At 59.5% G+C, this 22,272-nt stretch carries 18 protein-coding genes and 2 tRNA genes; 10 read left to right on the top strand and 10 right to left on the bottom strand.

Annotation, left to right across the window (positions count from 1 at the left end):
* Positions 1-120 precede the first annotated feature (120 nt).
* From IP81_RS21645 to IP81_RS06600, 3 genes are all read right to left on the bottom strand, one after another.
* Positions 121-429 (bottom strand): tyrosine-type recombinase/integrase, encoded by a 309-nt coding sequence (locus tag IP81_RS21645; RefSeq protein WP_369800714.1) that lies wholly within the window; start codon positions 427-429, stop codon positions 121-123.
* Positions 430-446: 17 nt separating this feature from the next.
* Positions 447-842, bottom strand: a complete 396-nt coding sequence (locus IP81_RS21640; protein WP_369800715.1) for an integrase arm-type DNA-binding domain-containing protein — start codon at positions 840-842, stop codon at positions 447-449.
* 367 nt (positions 843-1,209) lie between these two features.
* Positions 1,210-1,283 (bottom strand) — tRNA-Gly (locus tag IP81_RS06600).
* A 233-nt stretch (positions 1,284-1,516) separates the two neighbouring features.
* Here IP81_RS06600 and IP81_RS06595 point away from each other — a divergent pair.
* Complete coding sequence (locus tag IP81_RS06595) at positions 1,517-3,349, top strand: DUF885 family protein (RefSeq protein WP_054107198.1); 1,833 nt, start codon at positions 1,517-1,519, stop codon at positions 3,347-3,349.
* Between the two features lie 48 nt (positions 3,350-3,397).
* Here IP81_RS06595 and IP81_RS06590 read toward each other — a convergent pair whose 3' ends face one another.
* Positions 3,398-3,835, bottom strand: a complete 438-nt coding sequence (locus tag IP81_RS06590) for a VOC family protein (protein WP_054107197.1) — start codon at positions 3,833-3,835, stop codon at positions 3,398-3,400.
* A 137-nt stretch (positions 3,836-3,972) separates the two neighbouring features.
* Between IP81_RS06590 and IP81_RS06585 the strand changes: the two genes are divergently transcribed.
* From IP81_RS06585 to IP81_RS06575, 3 genes are all read left to right on the top strand, one after another.
* Positions 3,973-4,677 (top strand): SIMPL domain-containing protein, encoded by a 705-nt coding sequence (locus IP81_RS06585; protein WP_054107205.1) that lies wholly within the window; start codon positions 3,973-3,975, stop codon positions 4,675-4,677.
* Positions 4,678-4,762: 85 nt separating this feature from the next.
* The gene (locus IP81_RS06580; protein ID WP_054107196.1) at positions 4,763-5,557 is read left to right on the top strand and encodes a metallophosphoesterase family protein; all 795 of its coding nucleotides are present in this window, start codon (positions 4,763-4,765) and stop codon (positions 5,555-5,557) included.
* 312 nt (positions 5,558-5,869) lie between these two features.
* Positions 5,870-9,076, top strand: coding sequence for a TonB-dependent receptor (locus tag IP81_RS06575; protein ID WP_054107195.1), 3,207 nt, complete (start codon positions 5,870-5,872; stop codon positions 9,074-9,076).
* A gap of 428 nt (positions 9,077-9,504) precedes the next feature.
* On the opposite strand, the gene IP81_RS06570 is transcribed toward IP81_RS06575, so the two are convergent.
* A complete protein-coding gene (locus tag IP81_RS06570) occupies positions 9,505-10,284 on the bottom strand; it encodes a universal stress protein (RefSeq protein WP_054107194.1) in 780 nt (259 codons plus the stop codon).
* Positions 10,285-10,437: 153 nt separating this feature from the next.
* Here IP81_RS06570 and IP81_RS06565 point away from each other — a divergent pair, with 153 nt between their 5' ends.
* Positions 10,438-11,085 carry an HAD-IA family hydrolase gene (locus IP81_RS06565; RefSeq protein ID WP_054107204.1) on the top strand — a complete coding sequence of 216 codons (648 nt, stop codon included), beginning with the start codon at positions 10,438-10,440 and terminating at the stop codon, positions 11,083-11,085.
* On the opposite strand, the gene IP81_RS06560 is transcribed toward IP81_RS06565, so the two are convergent.
* Together IP81_RS06560 and IP81_RS06555 are read right to left on the bottom strand one after the other, a co-directional pair.
* Entirely contained in the window at positions 11,086-11,520 is a 435-nt protein-coding gene (locus tag IP81_RS06560; protein ID WP_197274552.1) for a cytochrome c, read from the bottom strand. It lies immediately after the preceding gene.
* 27 nt (positions 11,521-11,547) lie between these two features.
* Positions 11,548-13,140 carry a flavin monoamine oxidase family protein gene (locus tag IP81_RS06555; RefSeq protein WP_197274551.1) on the bottom strand — a complete coding sequence of 531 codons (1,593 nt, stop codon included), beginning with the start codon at positions 13,138-13,140 and terminating at the stop codon, positions 11,548-11,550.
* 175 nt (positions 13,141-13,315) lie between these two features.
* Between IP81_RS06555 and IP81_RS06550 the strand changes: the two genes are divergently transcribed.
* Both IP81_RS06550 and IP81_RS06545 read left to right on the top strand, forming a co-directional pair.
* Positions 13,316-15,475, top strand: coding sequence for a hypothetical protein (locus tag IP81_RS06550; protein ID WP_231626252.1), 2,160 nt, complete (start codon positions 13,316-13,318; stop codon positions 15,473-15,475).
* On the top strand, positions 15,472-16,197 hold the full coding sequence (locus tag IP81_RS06545; RefSeq protein ID WP_231626251.1) for a DUF3142 domain-containing protein: 726 nt from the start codon (positions 15,472-15,474) through the stop codon (positions 16,195-16,197). The genes IP81_RS06550 and IP81_RS06545 overlap by 4 nt, the downstream gene beginning before the upstream one ends.
* A 9-nt stretch (positions 16,198-16,206) precedes the next feature.
* On the opposite strand, the gene IP81_RS06540 is transcribed toward IP81_RS06545, so the two are convergent.
* The 3 genes from IP81_RS06540 to IP81_RS06530 form a co-directional block, all read right to left on the bottom strand.
* Positions 16,207-16,280 (bottom strand) — tRNA-Cys (locus IP81_RS06540).
* A gap of 195 nt (positions 16,281-16,475) precedes the next feature.
* Positions 16,476-17,291 carry a crotonase/enoyl-CoA hydratase family protein gene (locus IP81_RS06535; protein WP_197274550.1) on the bottom strand — a complete coding sequence of 272 codons (816 nt, stop codon included), beginning with the start codon at positions 17,289-17,291 and terminating at the stop codon, positions 16,476-16,478.
* Positions 17,292-17,392: 101 nt separating this feature from the next.
* The gene (locus tag IP81_RS06530) at positions 17,393-18,592 is read right to left on the bottom strand and encodes an LL-diaminopimelate aminotransferase (protein ID WP_054107190.1); all 1,200 of its coding nucleotides are present in this window, start codon (positions 18,590-18,592) and stop codon (positions 17,393-17,395) included.
* Between the two features lie 162 nt (positions 18,593-18,754).
* On the opposite strand from IP81_RS06530, the gene IP81_RS06525 reads away from it, so the two are divergent.
* The 3 genes from IP81_RS06525 (at position 18,755) to clpS (ending at position 22,192) form a co-directional block, all read left to right on the top strand.
* Entirely contained in the window at positions 18,755-20,638 is a 1,884-nt protein-coding gene (locus IP81_RS06525; RefSeq protein ID WP_054107189.1) for an alpha/beta hydrolase, read from the top strand.
* A gap of 157 nt (positions 20,639-20,795) precedes the next feature.
* Complete coding sequence (locus tag IP81_RS06520) at positions 20,796-21,620, top strand: phasin family protein (RefSeq protein ID WP_054107201.1); 825 nt, start codon at positions 20,796-20,798, stop codon at positions 21,618-21,620.
* 221 nt (positions 21,621-21,841) lie between these two features.
* Positions 21,842-22,192, top strand: a complete 351-nt coding sequence (gene clpS, locus IP81_RS06515) for an ATP-dependent Clp protease adapter ClpS (RefSeq protein WP_054107188.1) — start codon at positions 21,842-21,844, stop codon at positions 22,190-22,192.
* The last annotated feature ends 80 nt before the right edge of the window (positions 22,193-22,272 follow it).

Here is a 22,272-nt window from a genome sequence, read left to right as displayed (position 1 = left end):
GAGGTGTGAATCACAACATGCTGGTATTGCTCAACAACTTTCGGATCGGGCTCTTAAATGTTGAAACATTTATGCAACTTTAGCTCACATAAATTCGGTATTTTAGCATGTTATTGAAAACTACATTGCGACCATCTTTTCACTTCGAAGCCTATCAAGGTAATCGCTCCACCATTGCGCCATTTCAACGCGCTCCTGCCAGTGCGTACCTCGATGATAAGCCGCTCGCACCTTGTCCGTATCGCCATGCGCCAATGCTCGTTCGATGGCGTCGGGGTTCCATTTGCCCCTTTCGTTCAACAACGTGGACGCCATTGCGCGGAAGCCGTGGGCGGTCATTTCGTCAGTTGTATATTCCAGCCGCCGCAATCCGGCGTTGATAGTGTTTTCGCTCATTGGCCGCGTACGAGTGCGAACCGAAGGAAACACGAAGCCGGTTGGCCCCGTTACGGATTGCACTTCGCGAAACAGGGCAACCGCCAGTTGAAGGCTGCGCCTGGCGCTTTCCAGCTTCCCCTTGCCTCGATCCGGCGAATGGCTGTCAGCACGTCCGCCGGTTCAATCTCGCCAATGGCCAACTTGCCAATGGAACCGCACACCAAAGACAGCAAACATTCGCTGCGGATCGCCGTCGCCGGTGCCCAGCCCTTTGTCCCGTCCCGCCGCCGCTTCTCGCAATACTCATCGCAGATCGCCTTGAACGTATTCGCCGCCTGTATTCGGGCGCGCACCTTCTCTCGCTGCTTCTCACGTAACGGGTCTTTGCCAAGCGCGATCAGTTCCCGCGCTTCCTCGCGGCGGCGGCGAGCCTCGCCCAAACCAATTTCAGGATAGGCCCCAATGGCCAGCAGCTTCTCGCGCCCATCGACAAGGTACTTGAGCCGCCAGAGTTTGCCCCAGCTGGCGTGATCAGCAGGAATATGCGACTGCCGTCTGCCAGCTTGATCGCCTTCGCGCCGGGCTTCGCGTTGCGGATGGCTACATCAGTCAAAGCCACGGGATTACCAGCCCTTCCGGGGGCTGTACCCCCAACATACCACCAAGCGCGGGGGTATGGAGTTGACCGATTTGCATATACTCCCCAATTATACCCCCAGAGACTGGCGGCTTGGTGCGAGCACGGGTGAACGCTTGCGGCCCGATATCCGCTAAATATCTCGATTTTTTGGGGTTTGTCTAGACGCTAGCGGAGGCTGGCGAATAGGAAAATGGAGCGGGTGAAGGGAATCGAACCCTCGTATTCAGCTTGGGAAGCTGCTGCTCTACCATTGAGCTACACCCGCGCGTTTGCAGCCCTTGGCTGACGCACACCGCCTCTGCCATGATCGTGGCAGGCTCGTCAACCTTTGCCATGGTGATGCAAGGCTTGTTAACCGCGCGATTGAATGCGAGTATGCGGCAGCGCCGGGCAGTGCCTTTGGTGTGGATTGCCGCGCGCCCTTCGCGGCCCCACCCTATATGTGCCGTGGTTGCAAGATTACGTCTATCAATTTGATAACAATGAGAAAGACCAGCGATGAAACCTGAAATGCGCGCCAGCCTCGCGGCGATTGCGATCGGCTTGATGCTTCCCGCTCACGCCGCTGTGGCCCAAGCACCGGCTTCCACCGCTTCCACATCCGTCAGCGAAGACGCGCGCCTGACCGCGTTTCTGGATGCAGAATTTGCCGAATGGGTAAAGCAGCAGCCCCAGCTTGCCACCCGGCTTGGCATCAAGGAAGGCGGGGACCGCTGGAGCGACATCAGCGATGAAGCGGCCCTTGCCCAGTTGAACTGGCGGCAAGACAGCGTGAAGCGCATGCAGGCGCAGTTTGACCGCGCAAAGCTATCGCCCGAAGCGCAAGTCAACTTTGATATCTGGGCGCTTGAGGCGGAGCGTGCGGCGCTGAGCAACGCCAATCGCGTGCAGCGTCCACCGTTCTATTCGCGGCTTTATTCGGTACACAGCCAGTTGCCCGATTTCCTCGTCAACACGCATGGCGTGGCCGATGCCACCGATCTGAACAATTATATCGCCCGCTTGCGCGGCATTCCAGCCGTGCTCGATCTGGCGATTGCGCGAACGAAGGCAAGCGAAGCCGCGGGCGTTAACCCGCCGAAATTCCAGATCGAAACCATCATTTCCGGCAGCGAAAAGCTTACCACCGGCGCACCGTTCAGCCCCGGCCCCGATGCGGCGCTATGGGCAGACGTGAAGGCCAAGACCGCCGCACTGGTCAAATCGGGCAAGCTTGCGCAGGCCGATGCCGATGCGCATCTGGCGCAGGCGCGCGAAGCGATCCTGGCGCTGCAACCTGCCTATGGCCGCGTTATAGCTTGGGCCAAAAGCCGTCTGGCAACCGCTCCCAGCGGGCGTGTGGGCGCAATTTCCCTGCCCGATGGCGCGCAATATTACGCCAACGAATTGAAGCTCAACACCACCACCGATCTGACCGCCGACGAAATTCACGCCATCGGCCGCGCCGAAGTGGCACGCATCGAAGCGGCGCAAGATGCCCTTGCGCGTCAGGCCGGCCTGAAGGATCGCAACGCATTTTATGCTGAACGCGCGCGCCTTTATCCGCCGCGCCCCTATGACGATGCGATGCGCACCGAATATCTGGCTACGGCCAACGCTTTTGTTGCCAAGACGCGTGCGATGCTCGCGCCCTATTTCGGCACTTTGCCTGCTTATGGCATTGAAGTGGTGCGCGAACCGGCGTTTTCCGAAGTGGCAGGCGGTGCCGCCCATGCATCGGCACCCAGCCCCGATGGTTCGCGGCCTGCGCGCACATATGTCCACCTTGTTGGCGATTCCGAAGATCCAGCCTCGCTTTACACGCTGATGTGCCACGAAGCCGTGCCCGGCCACAACATGCAGGGCGATATCCAGGTGCGCCAAAAGGGTGGGCCAAAGTTCCGCGCGGTAACCGGCTATGTCGCATTCGGCGAAGGCTGGGGCCTTTATGCCGAAGCGATGTGCAAGGAAATGGGCGCATTCCCCGATATCGCAGCCGATTTCATGCGGCTTGATGCCGAATTGTTTCGCGCGGCGCGTCTGGTGATCGACACCGGCATCCACGCCAAAGGCTGGACCGAGGAAGAGGCTGTAACCTACCTCAACCAGACCGGACGCCAGCCGCCGGAAACCGCACGGTCAGAAGTGCGCCGCTATATCACGCTGCCAGGGCAGGCCACCGGCTACAAGATCGGCATGCTCAAGATCCTTGAACTGCGCGGCAAGGCACAAGCGGCGCTGGGGGCCAAGTTCGATATCAAGGGCTTCCACGATCTGCTGATCGCATCGGGCTCACAGCCACTCTCGATTCTCGAGCGACGCGTGAACGACTGGATCGCGGCCAAATCCTGAATGGTGCGGGGGTGATGGCGCACACCAGCGTCCATCACCCCCGCACCATTACCAGCTCCCGGTGTTTTCCATGCTCGCCCACGGTTCGGCGGGCGGCAGATGGCCGTCTTGCAACAGTTCTATCGAGATACCGTCAGGCGTTTTGACAAACGCCATGTGGCCATCGCGCGGAGGACGGTGAACGATATGGCCTGCATCCAGAATGCGCTGGCACGTCTCGTAAATGTTATCGACGCGATAGGCGAGGTGGCCGAAATTGCGCCCACCTGCATAGGCTTCCACAGGAGTGCCATCTTCGGCGGGCCAGTTGTAGGTGAGTTCAACCTCGGCAATCCCCTCTTCTCCGGGCGCGGCCAGAAAGATCAGCGTAAACCGCCCCTGCTCGCTGGGAAAGCGGCGCACTTCCTGCAGCCCGACCAGTTTGAAAAACGCAATGGTGGCGTCAGGATCAGTTACGCGTATCATGGTGTGGAGAAATTTGGTCACGGTTGAGCACTTCCGTTCAAAATCGGTTCATCGATAGAATCGCACAACTCACCGCAACGCAATGCCTGCTGGAGATGACGATGAGCGACCAAGATAGCGACGATAGCCGCGAACCCCAAGCATTACGCACAGGCTTTATGCCACGCAGCGCAATCACACTTGTTCCGGTTGCTATTCTGGCTGCCGGCTTGGTGCTGGGCGGGTGGTTCATCGGCGATGGATTTCGCCGCGCGAAAGTGGCGGACCGAGCGGTAACCGTGCGCGGCCTGGCCGAGCGCGAAGTGACCGCAGACCTTGCCACCTGGACGCTGGCCTATTCCGCCACGGCGGGCGACATGGCCAGCGCGCAGGCCAGTGTCGATCGTGACAGCCAATCGATCCGTGCCTTCTTTGCCGAACTCGGCTTTCCCGCCGATGCTTTGCAGCCCACCGGCGTGAACGTGCAGACGTTTAACAATAACGGCGTGGCCAGCTTTACCGTGCGCCAGCGCATGACGCTGCGCACGACCGACATCGACCGCGCGCAAAAGGCGGTGAAGCGGCAGTTCGATCTGGTGCGGCGCGGGGTAATGCTGGAGGAAGGATCGGGCATGGCCTATACGTTCACCAAGCTTAACGCGATCAAGCCCGCGATGGTTGCCGCCGCCACCAAAGACGCGCGCGCCGCTGCCGAACAATTCGCGCGCGATAGCGGCGTATCGGTTGAAGGCATCAAGACCGCGACGCAGGGCTACTTTGAAATCACCGCGCGCGATGGCGATGGCGGCGGCGGTTGGGGTGTATCGGACACGCCCTACAAAAAGGTGCGCGTGGTCACGACCATCGACTTTTATCTGCGTTAATACATTTCGCTTAGGAACTTGGCATGACGGCCGGGTGTTGAATCACGCACAGCGTGGGGCCATATCCCGCGTTATACGAGGTTCCATGTTCTCCAAGATACGTTCCCTGTTTTCAGCAACACCCGATCAACCTGCCGCGCCGCAAGCCAGTGTGCCGCCAGGGCACCGCGTCTACGCGATTGGCGATATCCACGGGCGGCTGGATCTGTTCGAACAATTGCTCGGGCTGATCGCAGCCGATGATACCGCACGCGGGCCTGCCGATACGCAGTTGGTCTTGCTCGGCGATCTGGTTGATCGCGGTTCGGATAGCCGGGGCGTCATCGAACGCGCAATGGCCCTGATGCAGAGCGGCAAAGTACGCGTGCTAGCGGGTAATCACGAAGAGATGATGCTCGCCAGCCTTGAGGATGACGAAGTGCTGCGCCATTTCCTGCGCCATGGCGGCAAGGAAACGCTGTTCAGCTATGGCTTGCAGCCGGAGGAATATGCAGCGGCAAAGCTTGATTTGCTGCGTGAGCGGATGAACGCATTGGTGCCTGCAAGCCATATCGCCTTTATCGGCGCGATGGAAAACCAGATCATCTGTGGCGATTACCTGTTCGTCCATGCCGGCATCCGCCCCGGCATAGCGCTTGAAGACCAAACCGTGTCAGACATGCGCTGGATCCGGCGTGAATTCCTCGATCACACCGAACCACACAGCCATGTTGTGATCCATGGCCACACAATCACCGATGATCCGGTCACCCGCCCGAACCGTATCGGAATCGATACCGGCGCCTTTGCTTCAGGGCGTTTGACAGCGATTGGCCTCGAAGGTGATCAGCGCTGGTTCCTTGAGTCGGCTATCGATCCCCCCGCCCAGCCGGAAACTTGACGATAGTTCTTGCGGCGCAGCAATTTTTCCAATCTGTTGCCGGAAGGCAACAAATTGTCAAAAGTTGCTATATTTCGGCGTCGTGCGCATCTTTCTACTTACATTTGCAACCAAAGACGCACGTCTGTTGCGCGGGCGCAATGCCCGATGTCACGTTGTCGAAACAGCGTCATTCCAGTGTCATTTGCGACTGGTTTTGAGGGCGCATTCGGGCGGCTAGGGCCGCCGACGATGGGGTGGCGCAAGGGGTGATTCCCAAGTGGCATCCCCGCCACAACCGCGTCTCTAAAGGCGCATAAACGGGGTCAAAACATGCAAATCAGATTTCTTCTGGCTGCCAGCGCTGCGAGTCTGACACTCGCCACAGCCATCGCCACACCAGCCTTTGCGCAGGAAACATCTTCATCGGTGCGCGGTGTAGTGTCGAACAGCGGAGCGCCCGTTGCCGGTGCGACCGTGACGATTACGCACACGCCATCAGGCACAACCGCAAGCACCACGACCGATGCAGACGGCAACTTCTCTGCCAACGGCCTTCGCGTTGGCGGTCCGTTCGTCGTGACGGTTGAGGCAGAAGGATTTGAATCCGGAACCGTCAATGAACTGTTCCTCAGCGCCGGTCAGCCCACGCGCCTGCCAATCGATCTGCAAGCCTCACAGCAAATCGTTGTGACCGCAGGTTCGCTGATCAATGTCGCAGGCACATCCGATGGTCCCACCACCGGACTCAACGCTGCAAAGATCGCTGCAACCGCTTCGATCAACCGCGACGTGCGCGACCTTGCCCGCCGCGATCCGCTGGTAACGCTCGACCTGACCAACAGCCGCACCATCGAAATCGCCGGCAACAACGGCCGCTTCAATCGCTTCTCGGTTGACGGCATGCAGATGTCGGATGACTTCGGTCTCAACAACGGCGGTCTGCCCACCGGACGCGGCCCTGTGCCGTTCGACGCGATCGAACAGTTCACGGTCAAGGTTGCGCCATATGATATCGCCGAGGGCGACATGCAGGGCGGCGCGATCAACGTCGTGCTGAAATCAGGCGGCAACAAGTTCCACGGCGGCGGCTTCTATTCCTACACCGACGACAGCCTGACCGGCAGCAAGACCAAGACGCGCACCGTCAATCTTGATTTCAGCTCGAAGCAGTTCGGCGGCTGGCTCTCAGGTCCGTTGGTCAAGGACAAGCTGTTCTTCATGCTCGCCTATGAGCGCACCAAGGAAGGCCGTCCGCTTGAATCCGGCTTTGGCGCAGGTTTCGCCAACCAGGTTCCCGGCCTGACGCAAGCCCTGATCGATCAGGTCACATCAGTCGCCAAAAGCCGCTTTGGCTATGACACGCAGGGCCTGATTGCCACCACCCAGGAAGAAGACGAAAAGATCGTCGGCAAGCTGGACTGGAACATCAACGACGATCACCGTGCGGCGCTGACCTACATCCGCAATGTCGGCACCAACCAGTTCCAGCAGAACGCCTTCCTGACGGCACCTTTCGGTCTGGGCTACCAGTCGAACGGATATGAGCTGCGCGAAGAAGTGAACTCGGGCACGCTGGAAGTGAACTCGACCTGGTCGGACACGTTCTCAACGACGGTTCGCGGTTCATATCGCGACTACAACCGCGCGCAAACGCCGTTTGGCGGCAACGCCTTCCCGCAAATGCAGGTCTGCCTTGATTCCGTTCCCGGCGCATCGGCAACTGGCTGTGACAGCACAAGCCTGTATTTCGGTCCCGACGTTTCGCGTCATTCCAACGCGCTCAACACCGAAAACCTCTCGTTCGACGTGAGCGGCCGTTATGATACCGGCGACTTCACCTTGCGCCTCAACGCCGGTTACACCCGCGTCAACGTCTTCAACCTGTTCCTCCAGCGCTCGCTGGGCGATTTCTACTTCGACACGCTGAACGACTTCGTCAACGGCAATGCCGCGCGCCTGCGCTATGGCAATGCGGTGCCATCGAACGATCCGAACGATGCAGCGGCCCGGTTCAACACCACCAACTGGACCTTCGGCACGCAAGTTGACTGGCAGGTTACCCCTACCCTCGATATGACTTTGGGTGTGCGTTACGACCTGTTTGACAACAACGTTCTGCCGCCGCTCAACGCGAATTTCACCACGCGTTACGGCTTCTCGAACCGTTCGACGTTCAAGGGTCGCGGTGCGTTCCAGCCGCGCTTTGCCGCGAACTGGGAAGCAAGTGATCGCCTTGTCCTGCGGGTTGGCGCTGGCGTGTTTGCGGGCGGTACTCCCGACGTTTACCTCTCGAACGTCTTTTCGAACACCGGCCAGCTTACCAACGCGGTTGACCTCAACCGGTCAAACTGCGGCGCTTCGAGCACCTGCGGCGCGCTTAACAGCCTGACCAGTGGCGCAATTCCCGCAAGCGTGGTCGGTTTCCTGGCCCGCAACACGGCCAGCCTTGCCGCTGCACCGACTGACAACATCGACCCCAACCTGAAGATCGCCCAGAAGTTCAAGGCGACCTTCCAGGCAGACTACAAGGCCGATCTTGGCGCGCTTGGCGATGGTTGGTTGCTCGGCGTACAGTTCCTTTACGACAACACCTTGCAGGGTTACCTGTGGCGCGATCTCCGCTCGGTGCCCGTCGGTACGCTGCCTGATGGCCGCACCCGCTATGGCCCCTTCGGTGGCCTTGCCACGACCAACCGCGACCTTCAGTTGACCAACACCAGCGACGGTCGCAGCCTGTTCGGAACTTTCCGGTTTGAAAAGCAATGGGAATCGGGCCTGGGCATTTCGGGCAGCTATACCCGCGCAGACGTGAAGGATCGTTCGTCCTCGACCTCGTCAACTTCGGGATCGAACTACAACAACAACGCATTCCTTGATCCAAACCTGCCAGCCTATGGCCGTTCGATCTACGAATTCCGCAACCAGTGGAAGCTCGGAATCGACTACAGCCACGCGTTCTTCGGTGACAACAAGACCACGCTTTCGCTGTTTGGTGAGCTGCGTTCGGGCCGTCCTTACAGCCTGACCATGCTCGACAACACCAACGGTCGTGGCGCGGTGTTCGGCACGGTGGGCAACCTTGGCAGCATGCTGCTCTACGTCCCGACCGGTGCAAACGATCAGCTCGTGCAGTTCGACAACGCCACAAGCGCGACGAACTTCAACGCGCTGGTCGGCCAGCTCGGACTTGAAAAGTATCGTGGCAAGGTGGTGCCGAAGAATTCGCAAACCTCGCCAAGCTTCTTCAAGGTCGACTTGCACTTTGGCCAGGAAATCCCGCTCCCGCTGGCTCCTGCCGGCAAGATCGAGCTGTTCGCCGATGTCGAGAACGTGCTCAACATGATCGACAAGGACTGGGGCGCGCTGACGCAGGTAGAATTTGCCTACAATGCCGTGATTGCTCGCGTGACTTGTGCGGCAACGTCCGGCACCAACTGCACGAAGTACCAGTATGGCACCGTTCAGGCGCCTAACGAAGTGCTGCAAACGCGCCAATCGCTCTATGGCATTCGCATCGGTGCGCGCGTGAAGTTCTGATCTAATCTTACATACAAACAAACAGGCGCAGGAGGGGGAACTCTCCTGCGCTTTTTTGTGTCTGGCGAGTGCGGGTCGGAAAGCGTGGCTGCAAAGCGCCTGAAACGCAGGCAAAAAAATAGCCCGGCAGTTGCCTGCCGGGCTGGAAAGTTTTGGGAGAGGATGCCTGAAAGGCAATTGTTGTATGACGGACATACAGTTTTTGTGCAAATGCGAAATAGGTAACTCTGGTTGCATTTTTCGCAATTCACTAATTAAAGCATTGATTTATTGAGTTTTATATATTGTTTCATACGCAACGAAACGATAGAAAACAATTCACAATCGATTGCTGTATCGCGGGTAAATGCTCGATGTTGCAGCTGCGAAATCCGACAGGCGACTAAAAGGGCCGGAGGCGCACGCACTCCAGCCCCTGCCGATTCGCTTCAATGGGCCAAAAGCAGTGGAATCTGTGACCGGTCCAACATCTCGCGCGAAACTCCGCCCATCAGCATTTCGCGCAACCGGCTATGGCCGAACAGGCCCATCACGATAAGCCCCGCGCCCATTCCGCGCGCGCATTCTTCAATCGTGAAAGCGATAGAGCCGTTATGATCGCGCTCGTGCGTTTCTGCGTGAATGCCGTGGCGCGAAAGATAACAGGCCGCATCGGATGCCGGAAAACTACCGTCCTTCTCCCGCACCGTGACCAGATGCACCGCACTTGCCTTTTCCAGCAAAGGTAGCGCCGCACGCAATGCATTGGCCGATTCATGACCGCCGTCCCAAGCGATCATAACCGGCCCGTCAAATGCCAACATCGGCACACCACCGGGTACGGCAAGGACCGGCGCACGCAGGGACAGGACGATTTCATCCAAGGCTGGATCATTGAGCGTGGCCACCAGCACATCGGCAAAACGAGCCGCGTTGGCCGCGGCTTCAACCCGGTCCATGTCATCGATGGTCACATCACATACAACATCCTGTTTTACAAGGCGCGCATCCAGCTCGCGGCATAGCTTTTCATCCAGTGCGCGGGCCTCGTTGATGGCAGCGGCGGAAATCGCGGCCCCGCCAAAAGGCTCCCACACCGTCATTTGCGCAAAGGGGGTGGCGATCTGGAAAGTTACATGGCCACCGGTTAGCCGGGCCAGTGCAAGGGCGGTTTCAACGCGGTCATCAAGCGTTTCTGATCTATCGACGGGGCAAAGAATGGAGCGCATGGGGATCCTCCTGTCATTAAAGATACCCCTACCGTCGACCACGATCATGCGCCTCGCCATGACTTGCGTCAAATTTCTCTTTATTTCGAAGGGTTGCCGGGCTTTTGCTTTCAGCTAGAGCAAGCCACAGAATCAGAACTTCAGGAGGGCAGATTGGGCTACGCGGCGGTGATTTTCGATTTCGGCGGCGTGATAACCTCCTCGCCCTTCGAAGCCTTCAACCGTCTCGAAGCAGAGCGCGGGTTGCCGCAGAACTTCATCCGTCACGTCAACGCGCGCAATGGCGATGGCAACGCCTGGGCGCTGTTCGAACGAGCGCAGATCAGCGCCGACGAATTCGACCGGCAATTTGCGCACGAAGCCCGCGAATTGGGCCATGAACTGGACGGACATGCTGTTTTGGCGGTGCTGGCAGGCACGGTCCGTCCCACCATGGTGGCAGCGCTCGACCGGCTCAAGAGCGGTGGCTACCGGCTTGGGTGCATCACCAACAATGTGCCCACCGGCCACGGCGCGGGAATGGCCCGCAGCGCCGATGCCCGCGATGAGATGGAGCAGATTTTCGCGCGGTTTGAACACGTGATCGAAAGCAGCAAGGCAGGCGTGCGCAAACCCGATCCACGCATTTACGCGATGATGTGTGAAGCCTTGGCACTGCCGCCCGAAGTGTGCATTTACCTTGATGACCTTGGCATCAATTGCAAGCCCGCAGCAGCACTGGGAATGCACGCGATCAAGGTGGCCAGCGCCGAACAGGCGCTGACCGATCTGGGCGCGGTGCTGGAAATGGAGCTTACCTGATCAGCGCACGTCCTTCACTTGGGCCGCTGTGACCCGGTCCTTGTATTTGTTGCCAAAGTTCATGCGCACATAATTCACCACATCGGCCACTTGCTGATCGGTCATCATGCGCCCGACGGCGGGCATGCCGTGCTTGCCCTTGAGCACCACGTAAAGCGTGTAATCACCCGAGGCGAGATTTTCCGCCCGTGCCAGCGCGGGATACATTCCTGCGCCTTTCGCGCCCTTGGCATCGGGCATGTGGCATCCGGCGCATACGCGCTTGTACATTTTCTCGCCCGTAGGCTCGCTGAACTTGCCGGGCGTGATGAACGCGCCATCGGCATCGCCCATGCCGACGATCCCCGTTTGGCCCACGCCTGCAGGCTCAGCTGCGGATTGGGCCAGCGCCGAGGCGGCGATCGAAGCGGAGACGAGGCTGGCAGCCATAGCCATTACAAATGTGGTTCTTTTCATATCCGGTTACCCCGCCATCACGCGTTGATGCAGCCGCCCGATCGCATCGAGCGCGGAGGTGATGCCGCCCTCCTGCCATGCCGGGATATACGAGGCGTGCTCGCCCGCCAGCATGATCCGGCCATCGATCTGGCACAAGTTCTTGTAATGCTCGGCCCGCGCCTCGGGGCTCCAGGTGCCAAAGCAGCCTTGTGTCCAGGGCACGCGATGCCAGCCGACAGAAATGCCATTTAGGAATTCGGCCTTGTATTGCGGATGGATTTTCGCGCCCCATTCGACCGTCCGTGCAATGCGTTCTGCGGGCGGGAGCGAGGTGTATTCATAAGCGGCGGCGCCAAAGGCGTAGGCGCCGAGCAAAGCCGCCTTACCCTTGCCGCCATAACCGGTGCTGGGATAGCTGATCTGGCCAATCGGCAGATCGGTGGAGCTGATTCCGCCATAGATCTGCTCGTCCTGCTCCCAGAACCGGCGCTTGAACTCCAGACCGACTTTCAGCGAGGCTTCATAAGGCACAGCGCCAATCGCCGCTGTCATTTCAGGGCTGACGTTCATCTCGATCTGGCTCAGGATCGAAAGCGGAATGGTGCAGATGCACCAATCGGCCTTGGCGGTGAGCTTTTCACCGGTTTTGGTATCGACATAGGCCGCTATGACGCCGCGCTCATCCTGCGTGATGGCGGTGACTTTACTGTTGAGGCGGATCGCATCGCCGACGTGCTTTTCGAAGGCGCGCGGGATCATGTCCATGCCGCCCACCGGCTGGAAAATCGCGGTATGATGGGTGGATGAAAGGCTGGCCGAAATGTTGCGCCACAGGCCCGATTGCAGCACCGTTTCAAGCGTGAGCGGATCGGACGCAACCGGTTCGGCAGAAAGGCCACCGCCCGGCCCTTTGGCCCAGCCGCGCCGTTCGCTGGAGGCAGGGCCTGCGACATAGCGGTAATCTTTGTCGAGCGCGCCAAGGTTTTTCAGCGCGGCGAGCAGGATTTCGCCGTCTTCCTTGGTCACCGCATCGGACAGCGCATTCTTGTTGACCGCTTTGACCATCAGTTCGCTGACATGGCCGAGGAAATCTGCCTGAATGTGACGATAACGCTGCGGCACGCCGCCGAACGCCTTGGTCGAGTGGACATAGGCGTTGTAGTTCAATTGCATGAACGGTTCGAGCGGGACGCCCAGTTCCTGGCAATAATGCATGATCGCATAGTGATTGTGCGGGATGCGCCATGGGCCGGGATTGATGTAATTGCCGGGCGCGAATTCGCAGTTCTGAGTGGCTCCGCCCAGTTCGGTGTAAGTATCACCCCCGCGCAGAGTCCATGAACGTCCGCCAACGCGATCGTTGTATTCCAGCACTTGTACTTTGTACCCGGCGCGGCGCAGTTCCAACGCTGCAACCAGTCCGGCCAAACCGGCACCAAGGATCAGCACCGACGCGCCCTTGGTATCGCCATCCAGCTTGGGCACGCCCGCAAATGGCGATGCATGCGCCTGGCCAAGGCCCGACATGGCAAAGTACATCGCCGAGGCCCCGGCGCTGCGCCCGATTAGAGCGAGCAGATCGCGCTTGCTCATCGGCAGCACGGAATTGAATGACATCAAATGGTCCTCATGTGCGATGCTGCCGCGATAGGCAGTTGAACGACCGGCGGAACCGACTTTACGCAGTTGCAGCATAGTTCGCGTACGTCGAACGGCGCATGTGCGAATTGCATTCGCGTGAATTGGTGATCTTTGATAGCAAGCTGTGATGGACCAGACAGGGATGTTCGCCATGCAGCGCCGATTGCCCAAGTTGATGAAACACATGCGCGGGCGCGGTGTTTTCGGGGCAGGACTGGCCTTTTTCGGGCTGGCCGGAGTGGCGTGGGCTTGCGCTGATTCGTCATGCTATCCGAGCTGGCGACTGGGGGCGACCAGCTTTGACTGCGCCGGTCAGGCGATGATCAATCCCGGTAACGACACGCGGATCAATCTACTTTTGCTAATGCAAAGCATGAGCAGCAATGAGACCAAGACGCCGATCGCAGCGCCGGAACGGCCTGTCATGGAGCCCCAGTTTGGCCAAACATTCATGAGCTGGCAGGGCCTGCGCGAGGCAATGTGGCCCAAACCGCCTGAGGAAGGCACAACAACAGACTATAGCGAGCCTGCCTGCCTGCCGCCCAGCGATTTTGCGGCATCACTCAATGCCGAGAGCACTATTCCCGCAGGCGAACGCGAAACGCTGATGGCGCTGCGCGCCAAAGTGGGGTGTGAGCAGGTGACGTGGGATGGCGCGATCACCAGTGCAAAAGGGCGCGAATATCTGGCCTATCTCAAAGCCGCAAATGCATTTTATGCTGGCGATTGGACGACGGCGCGCAGTGGTTTTGCAGCCCTGCAAACGGCGAAAAGCCCGTGGGTGGCCGAAACCGCAAGCTATATGCCGATCCGCATCGGCCTGCGCGCCGCCGTGGCCAATGCTACCGGAGAATATGGCGATTTTGAAGCGGCCAAAGTGGATAGGCCTGCGATTGCCGAAGCCAAAAGCGGCATCGCCGCCTATCTCAAGGCTTGGCCTAACGGACGCTACGCCGCTTCTGCCACAGGCCTCACCCGCCGCGTACTGTGGCTTGAGGGCAACGGCATAGAGCTGGCGCGCATTTACGAGCGCATGGTCATGACAACGCCAGCGCATGATGAAGCCGCCGCCGATCTGGCCGAAGAGATCGACATCCGCGTGTTCGGGGCGAATGCCTATGACAGCCCCAAGGCGCTACCTGCCTTGGCGCGCACCGGCGATACGCCAATGCTTTTGGCAATTGCCGATCTGATGCAGATGCGCAGCGATAGCGAAGCTGCGAACACGCTATCGGCGAGCGACCTTGCCGCGCAAGCAGCGCAGTTTGGCAAGCACCCGGAATTGTTCGGATTCCTGCAAGCCAGCCGGGCGTGGTATGCCGGGGAAGACGCATCGGCGATCATGACGCTGATCCCCGATGATGCGCGGCAAGCCGCCTACAAGCCGCTGGCGTTCAGCCGACAGACCTTGCGCGGCATGGCATTGGCGCGCAAGCGCGATCCCAACGAGGCCGGTTTCTGGCAGGATTTGCTCAAAGGAGCGAGCCCGCTTCACCAGCGCCCGCTGGTGGAACTGGGCCTTGCCCGGCGGTGGCAAAGCGATGGCCGGTTGGACCGGATTTTCGCTGCCGATTCCCCGATCAAGGACATGGCAACGCGCGAGGTTCTGTTGCAGACTGTCGCCTCACCCGCGATCCTGCGGACTGCTGCAAGCGATGCCACCCGCCCAGGACATGAACGCGATGTGGCGCGTTTCATGTTGCTTTACAAAGGGCTGAGCCGGGGCGCTTACCGCGATTTCGCGCGTGATGTGGCGCTGGTTCCGGCCAATGCCAACAGCGAATCCGGATTGTATAGCCTGATCCAGCAAAGCGCAGTGCCGGTGGGCCTGTTCACCAAAGGGCGGTGGTCTGACGGCTTTGCCTGCCCGTCGATTACCGTTACCGCAACGACGCTGGCCAGTGCCCCCGCCGATCGCAAAGCTTTGCTATGTTTGGGCGACTTCTGGCGGCTCAATGGCTTTGACGGCTTCAGCCCTTATTCCAGCGATGCTTATGGCGAAGGGCCGCGCACCGACACATTGGGCAGTGGCCCCGATGCGTTTCCGGGCAAGCCGCTGTACCGCGACGCCATTTACAAGGCGGTAATCGCCGACCGGCAGGCTTCAGCAGACCTGCGGGCCTATGCCCTGTATCGCGCGGTGCGGTGCTATGCGCCGTCGGGCTACAATGGCTGTGCCGGTCCTTTCAGCAGCAATGCCGAAATGGACAAGGCGCAAGCCACTCCTGCGCAGCGCAAGGCATGGTTCACCGAACTGAAGACGGCCTATCCCGCCAGCCGCTGGGCCAAAGCGCTGCGCTTTTATTGGTGAGACGCGCCAGAATCTGGGCTGCGCTGTTTGCGCTGGGCGCAGTGACGGCGTGCAATGCGCCCAAGCAGCCCGATGAGGGGGCGCATGAAACCGTCGATCCGCGCAGCTATGATGCGTTCTATCTGTGGCCCGGGGTGCGCCCGCCCGAGGGCACGGCCCCGCGCGTGCTCTATTTGCTGGATGGTGAAGTACGCAGCGGCGGCCCTGTGCGGTTCACCCGTTTGCGGCCCGGTGCCCCCAAACTGGCAGGCAAGGAGCTGTGGCTGGTGGTGCGGATCAACCGGCTTGATTGGAGCGAGGCCGCCTATGGCGCGATCTTTGCCGATCTGGCGCGCTGGCAAGCCGCAGGCAACAGTGTTGCAGGCCTGCAAATCGATTTTGACGCCGCCACCAAAGGCATTGCCGGATATGCCGGGTTTCTGGCCAGGTTGCGCGCGCAATTGCCGCCGCAATACAAGCTTTCGATCACGGGCCTGATGGATTGGAGCGCCAATGGCGATCCGCGCGCGCTGGGCCAATTGCGCGCCGTGATCGATGAAGTGGTGGTACAGACCTATCAGGGCCGCAGCACGATCCCGGGCTATGAGGACTATTTCGCCAAAATGGACGCCTTCCCCATCCCGTTCCGCGTGGCGCTTGCCCAAGGCGGCGCATGGAAAGCACCGCCCGAACTGGCCCGCCACCCGATGTTCAGGGGTTACGTGGTTTTTGTGATGCGGTGAGGAGAGTGCTGGAGGCCCGAGCCGGAATCGAACCGGCGTAAACGGATTTGCAATCCGGTGCGTAACCACTCCGCCATCGGGCCTCGATCGCAGGGTCTGTGTGGTCCGGCGAGGTTAGCCCGAAGCGGGGCGGGCCGCAAGTGGTTCTTGCAAGGGATCGCTGTGCAGGGGTGAATGATCGCAATATCAGCGGATTTCAGGCACGGCGACGGGCGCTGGCAAGCAGGGCAGCGGGGAGATTGCTCTTTGGCGCGCGACTGATTCGCCGCCGCAGGGCTTCAGGGATCAATGAATTCCGGCGCGCGCTTTTCCATACCTGCGCGCACGGCTTCGACCTGGTTTCTGGAATACATCAGTTCGTGCTGGGCTTTGGATTCGGCCATCAGCACATCTTCCACATCCATATCGGGCGTGCGGTTGGACAGCATTTTGGCACCGCGCACCGCGGTCGGGCTTTTGCCGGCGATGGTTTTTGCCAACGCCATGGCATCGGCCAGCGGATCGGTGCTGACATGCGTGGCAAAGCCGAAGCGGACGGCTTCTTCGCCGGTGAACTCACGGTGGGTGTAAGTCAATTCGCGCAGGACATCATCGCGCACATTGCCGCGCCACAGGACGTAGCCTGCCATATCGGGGACAAGACCCCACTTCACTTCCATCACCGAAAGCCGCGCATCGGGCGCGATGAAGCGGATATCGGCACCGCTGGCCACCTGCAATCCGCCGCCGAAACATACACCATGGACCGCGCTGATTACCGGCATCGGCAGGTTGCGCCAGACCATTGCGGCCTGCTGCGGGCGATTGGCCTTACCATGCGTGCGATCAATCAGCGAGTTGCCCTCGCCCCAGCGATCCGCATCGGCCATGCTGGCAAGATCGAGCCCGGCGCAGAACGAACGCCCCGCGCCCGACAGGACCACGCAGCGCACGCCCTTGGCGCTGTGGAGGTGGTGTCCGGCGGCGATGATCGCTTCGAACATCGCATCATCAAGCGCGTTCATCTTGTCCGCCCGATCGAGCAGGACGTGCGCGACGTGATCTTGCGTGGTGATCGTGACGCGATCGTGAAAGTTCTGAACCGAAGGTGTCATGGCTGGCATCCGCTGTTTTGGTTTTTCGGCACCGGCTGGTGGAGACGAGGGGGTGTCCGGCCCACCCCCGTCCCCTCCCGCAAGCGGGAGGGGGGATAGGTTCAAGCAGCCGAAGAGTTGACGCCCATCGATTGCAAGTAGCGCTTGATGTTGCGTGCCGCCTGGCGGAGGCGCTGTTCGTTTTCGACCATGGCGATGCGGACATAGCCTTCGCCATCCTCGCCATAACCGACGCCAGCGGCCACCGCGACTTCGGCATGGGTGAGCAGTTGCTTGGAAAATTCAAGGCTGCCCAGATGCTTGAGTGCAGGCGGCAGCGGTGCCCATGCGAACATCGATGCCTTTGGGCTGGGGATATCCCAACCGGCGCGGGCAAAGGCTTCGACCATCACATCGCGGCGCTTTTGATAAAGTTCGCGGTTTTTAGCGACGATGTCCTGCGGGCCGTTGAGCGCGGCGCAAGCAGCGGCCTGAATGGGCGTGAACGCGCCGTAATCGAGATAGGACTTCACGCGCTTTAGCGCCGCGATCAGGCGCGGATTGCCCACGGCAAAACCGACGCGCCAACCGGCCATCGAGAAGGTCTTGGACATCGAGGTGAATTCGACCGCAACATCCTTGGCACCGGGCACTTCGAGGATCGAGCGGGTGGGGTTGCCATCGAAATAAAGTTCGGAATAGGCAAGGTCGGACAGGATCCAGACCTTGTTTTCCTTTGCCCATGCAACCAGCCGTTCATAGAATGCCAGGTCAACCGTTTCGGCGGTGGGGTTCGACGGGTAATTGACGATCAGCACCGACGGGCGCGGGACCGAATACTTCATCGCGCGATCCAGCGAATCCCAATAGCGTTCATCGGGCGTGGTCGGCACCGAGCGAATCGTGGCACCAGCAATGATGAAGCCGAAGGTGTGGATAGGGTAGCTGGGGTTCGGCGCGAGCACGACATCGCCGGGCGCGGTGATCGCGGTGGCAAGGCTGGCGAGGCCTTCCTTCGATCCCATCGTCATCACCACTTCGGTTTCGGGATCAAGATCGACGTTGAAGCGGCGGCCATAGTAGCCTGCCTGCGCCTTGCGCACGCCGGGGATGCCCGATGACGCGGAATAGCCGTGTGCGTTGGGCTTGCGCGCCACTTCGCACAGCTTATCGATCACGTGGGCAGGCGGCGGCAGATCGGGGTTGCCCATGCCAAGGTCGATGATGTCCCTACCGGCGGTACGCGCCGCGGCCCGCATCGCGTTGACTTCAGCGATCACGTAGGGCGGCAAGCGCTTCATGCGGTAGAATTCTTCGTCCACGGGTGTTTACTCGTATGGATAGGCACGGCAGGAGCGCCGCAATTGATGCCCTTACGCCAAATGCACAGCAGAGGAAACCTTACTCTCGTTTGGATCTAACAGGGCTAACAAGCTGTCACATCGCGTGTATAGATAGTGCGCAGGCAACGGTGGGGAAAGCACATGACAGACAAAGCGATCACGGATTCGGTCGTTTTCGAAGACCTGTTTCGCCAGCAGGGCGAGGCGATGCGCGCTATGTTTGCGCCGCTTATGCCGGTGGGGACCGAGAATACTGTGCCGGATCCTGCCGATATACAACACTGGGCGATGTCTGCGGCAAAGCTTCAGAAAATGTGGCTCGATTTCGGGGCCGAGCAATCGGTCCATGTCGAGCCGATGCTGGCGCAAATGGGCGATGTGGGCAAATGGACACAAACGTTCCTGTCAATGGCGGGGCAATTGCCGATTACACAAGCCGAAACGCAAATGCGCATGTGGCACGAGGGCATGGCGCTGTGGACGTCGGTTTTGGGACAATTTGCAGGCGGAGCTCCTATAAGCAGCACGGCTGCGCCCGACCTGCCCCACAAGGATCGCCGTTTTGCCGATAAGCGCTGGCACAATCAGCCCGCTTTTGCGCTGTTGCATCAGACTTATCTGTTTTTGTCGGAAAAGCTGCGGCAGATGGCGCAAGACGCGCAAGGCCTCTCGCCCGAGCGCAAGGAGCAACTGGTGTTTGCGACGAAAGTCGTGACTGATGCGCTGTCGCCCGCCAATTTTCCGTTCACCAACCCGGTGGTAATTGAACGGACGATGGCGACCAAGGGTGAGAACCTTGTCAAAGGCGTTGAGCATCTGCTGAACGATCTGCGCAAGGGCCAGTTGACGCACACCGATCCGACGGCGTTCGAACTGGGCCGGAACATTGCGGTGACGCCGGGCAAGGTGGTGCATGAAACGCCGCTCTACCAACTGATCCAGTATACGCCGGTCACCGCCGACGTATTCGAGACGCCGCTGCTGATTTTCCCGCCGTGGATCAACCGGTTCTATATCCTCGACCTGAACCCGCAGAAAAGCTTCATCCGCTGGGCCGTGGAGCAAGGGCTGAGCGTGTTTGTGGTATCGTGGAAATCCGCCGATGCCTCGATGGCCGAGGTGATCTGGGACGATTACATCCGCGCCCAGATCGAAGCGATAGACCATGTGCGTGGCCGCCTGAACGTGCCGTCTGTCCACACCATCGGCTATTGCGTGGCGGGCACGACATTGGCGGCAACGCTGGCCATTCTGGCGCGGCGCAATGAAGCGGATAAGGTGGCCACCGCGACATTCTTTACAGCGCAAGTAGACTTTGAGGATTCGGGCGACCTGCGCAATTTCATCGATGATGCGCAGTTAAAGATGTTGGGCAACATGTCGACCGATGGCTACCTTGACGGGCGGATCATGGCGGCCACGTTCAATGCCCTGCGCGGATCGGATCTGATCTGGAACTACGCGATCAACAATTACATGCTGGGTGAGGAATATCCGGCATTTGATCTGCTTCACTGGAATGGCGACACCACCAACCTGCCGTCGAAATGGCACATGTCTTATCTGTGCGATCTATATCGCGACAACCGCCTTGTGATTCCTGATGCACTCACGGCGGATGACACGCCGATCGATCTGCGCCGCATTGCAACACCGTGCTACATCCAGGCCGGGCGTGAGGATCATATCGCACCGCCGCAAAGTGTGTGGAAATTGACGCGGCACCTTTCGGGCGACTGGCGGTTTGTATTGGCAGGATCGGGGCATATCGCGGGCGTCGTCAATCCGCCTGAATCGGGCAAGTATCAATACTGGCTCAACCCCGGCAATCCATCCACTCTTGAACAGTTTGTTGAAGGCGCTGTCGAGACAAAGGGCAGCTGGTGGCCGGATTGGGCCACGTGGATTGCCGCGCAAGCGCCCGGCAAAACTGGTGCCAAGGGCAAACGCAAGCCGGGTGGCAAAGGCGATCCGGCGATCGAGGATGCACCGGGCCGGTACGTCCGGACGCGCCGAGCCACATAGCAACAATTTGCACCATTTTGGAAATGGTGCAGTGCACAATTATTCTTGACAACCACCATCAAGTCCTTATTTTGTGCAGTGCAACAATCGTTGTGTCCACCGGATCTAAGTTTTTCGGAGCAGGCAGGCACCGTGATTGAGCGCAGGAGTTGCCAAGATGATCGATAAAGTGATGGACAGCGCAGACGAAACTACTCCTGCGGTAGATACGGTTGATGCCGTGCCAGAAGTTATAGTGATCGAAACTACGGCGTTGGCTGAACCTGCGCCGGCGCGCAAGCCCGCCAAGAGAGGCGCGGCAAAGACAAGCAAGGTGAAAGCAAAAGCGATTGCCCTGTCGGAAGTACCGACCGAGCCAGTGGCTGTGATTGCGAAAACTCCAGCCAAGACCCTACCCAAGGCTCCGCCTGTGAAGCTGCCCAAAACGGCAGCGACTGCAGCGGTGCCTGCGGTGAAGCCCGCGAGCAAGCGTCCTTCTACCGCAATTCCCCGGGCCAAGACGCCCAGCGTGACAACATTTGCCGGCAGCGCAAACGCTTCGGCAACAAGGAAGGAACTGTTCGCTATGGTTACCACACCCGCAGAATTCACCGACAAGATGCAGACCGCGTTCAAGGACGCTCAGGAAAAGGCCAAGACCGCATTTGGCGAAGCCGGCACTTTCGCCAAGGGCAACGTTGAAGCCATTGTTGAATCGAGCAAGATCCTTGCCACCGGCCTGCAAGACATGACCAAGGGTTATGTTGAAGAAACCAAGACTTCGTTTGAAGCCATGACCGCCGACGTCAAGGAACTCGCCGCCGTCAAGTCGCCCACCGAATTCTTCGAAAAGCAGTCGGCCTTGATGCGCAAGACCTTTGACGCAGCCGTGGCCACCAGCTCGAAGAACAGCGAAACGATGCTCAAGCTCGTCAATGAAGCATTCCAGCCGATCTCGACCCGCGTCAGCCTTGCTGTCGAGAAGATCAAGACAGCAGCCTGACTGTCAGGTAACCCGCCGGAACAGTGATGTTCCAGCGGATTGCCGGAAACTGATAGAGCGGACCGAAGGGCACGACCTTTCGGTCCGTTTTTCATTCTGGCCGGTCCGCTTTGTATTCTGACGAATTTCGAACGACCTTCCCCGCCGTACCTCTTGTCGTAAGCGGCAGGGAATGCGATATTAGATCGATCATGCATATGCATCGCCCATCCGAACCGGACATGTCCGCTGATCCACGCTGTGCCGGGGATGATGATTCACGCCACTCTGGCAGCAATGACCAGCTTGGCATCGCCACCAAAACCCGCGCCAAGCCCAAAAAGCCCAGCCAATTTAAAGTGCTGATGCTGAACGATGATTACACGCCGATGGAATTCGTGGTGATGGTGCTGAAGCGCTTTTTCCACATGGATCTGGAACAGGCAACGCGCGTGATGCTACACGTGCACCAGCGCGGCGTCGGCGTTTGCGGCATCTTCCCCTATGAAATCGCCGAAACCAAAGTCAATCAGGTGATGGACTGCGCACGCCAGAACCAGCACCCCCTGCAATGCACGCTTGAAAAAGCCTGAGCGGGGCGGACAAGTTCGCGCATTCTAGAGCGCTTTCCGACCAATCTGGTTCACCGTGACGGAGCCGATTTTGGCCGAGT

Source organism: Novosphingobium sp. AAP83 (genome assembly GCF_001295795.1).
Taxonomy (GTDB): Bacteria; Pseudomonadota; Alphaproteobacteria; order Sphingomonadales; family Sphingomonadaceae; genus Novosphingobium.
Note: the sequence above shows the minus strand (reverse complement) of the source record. Positions and strands in the feature narration are given on the sequence as shown.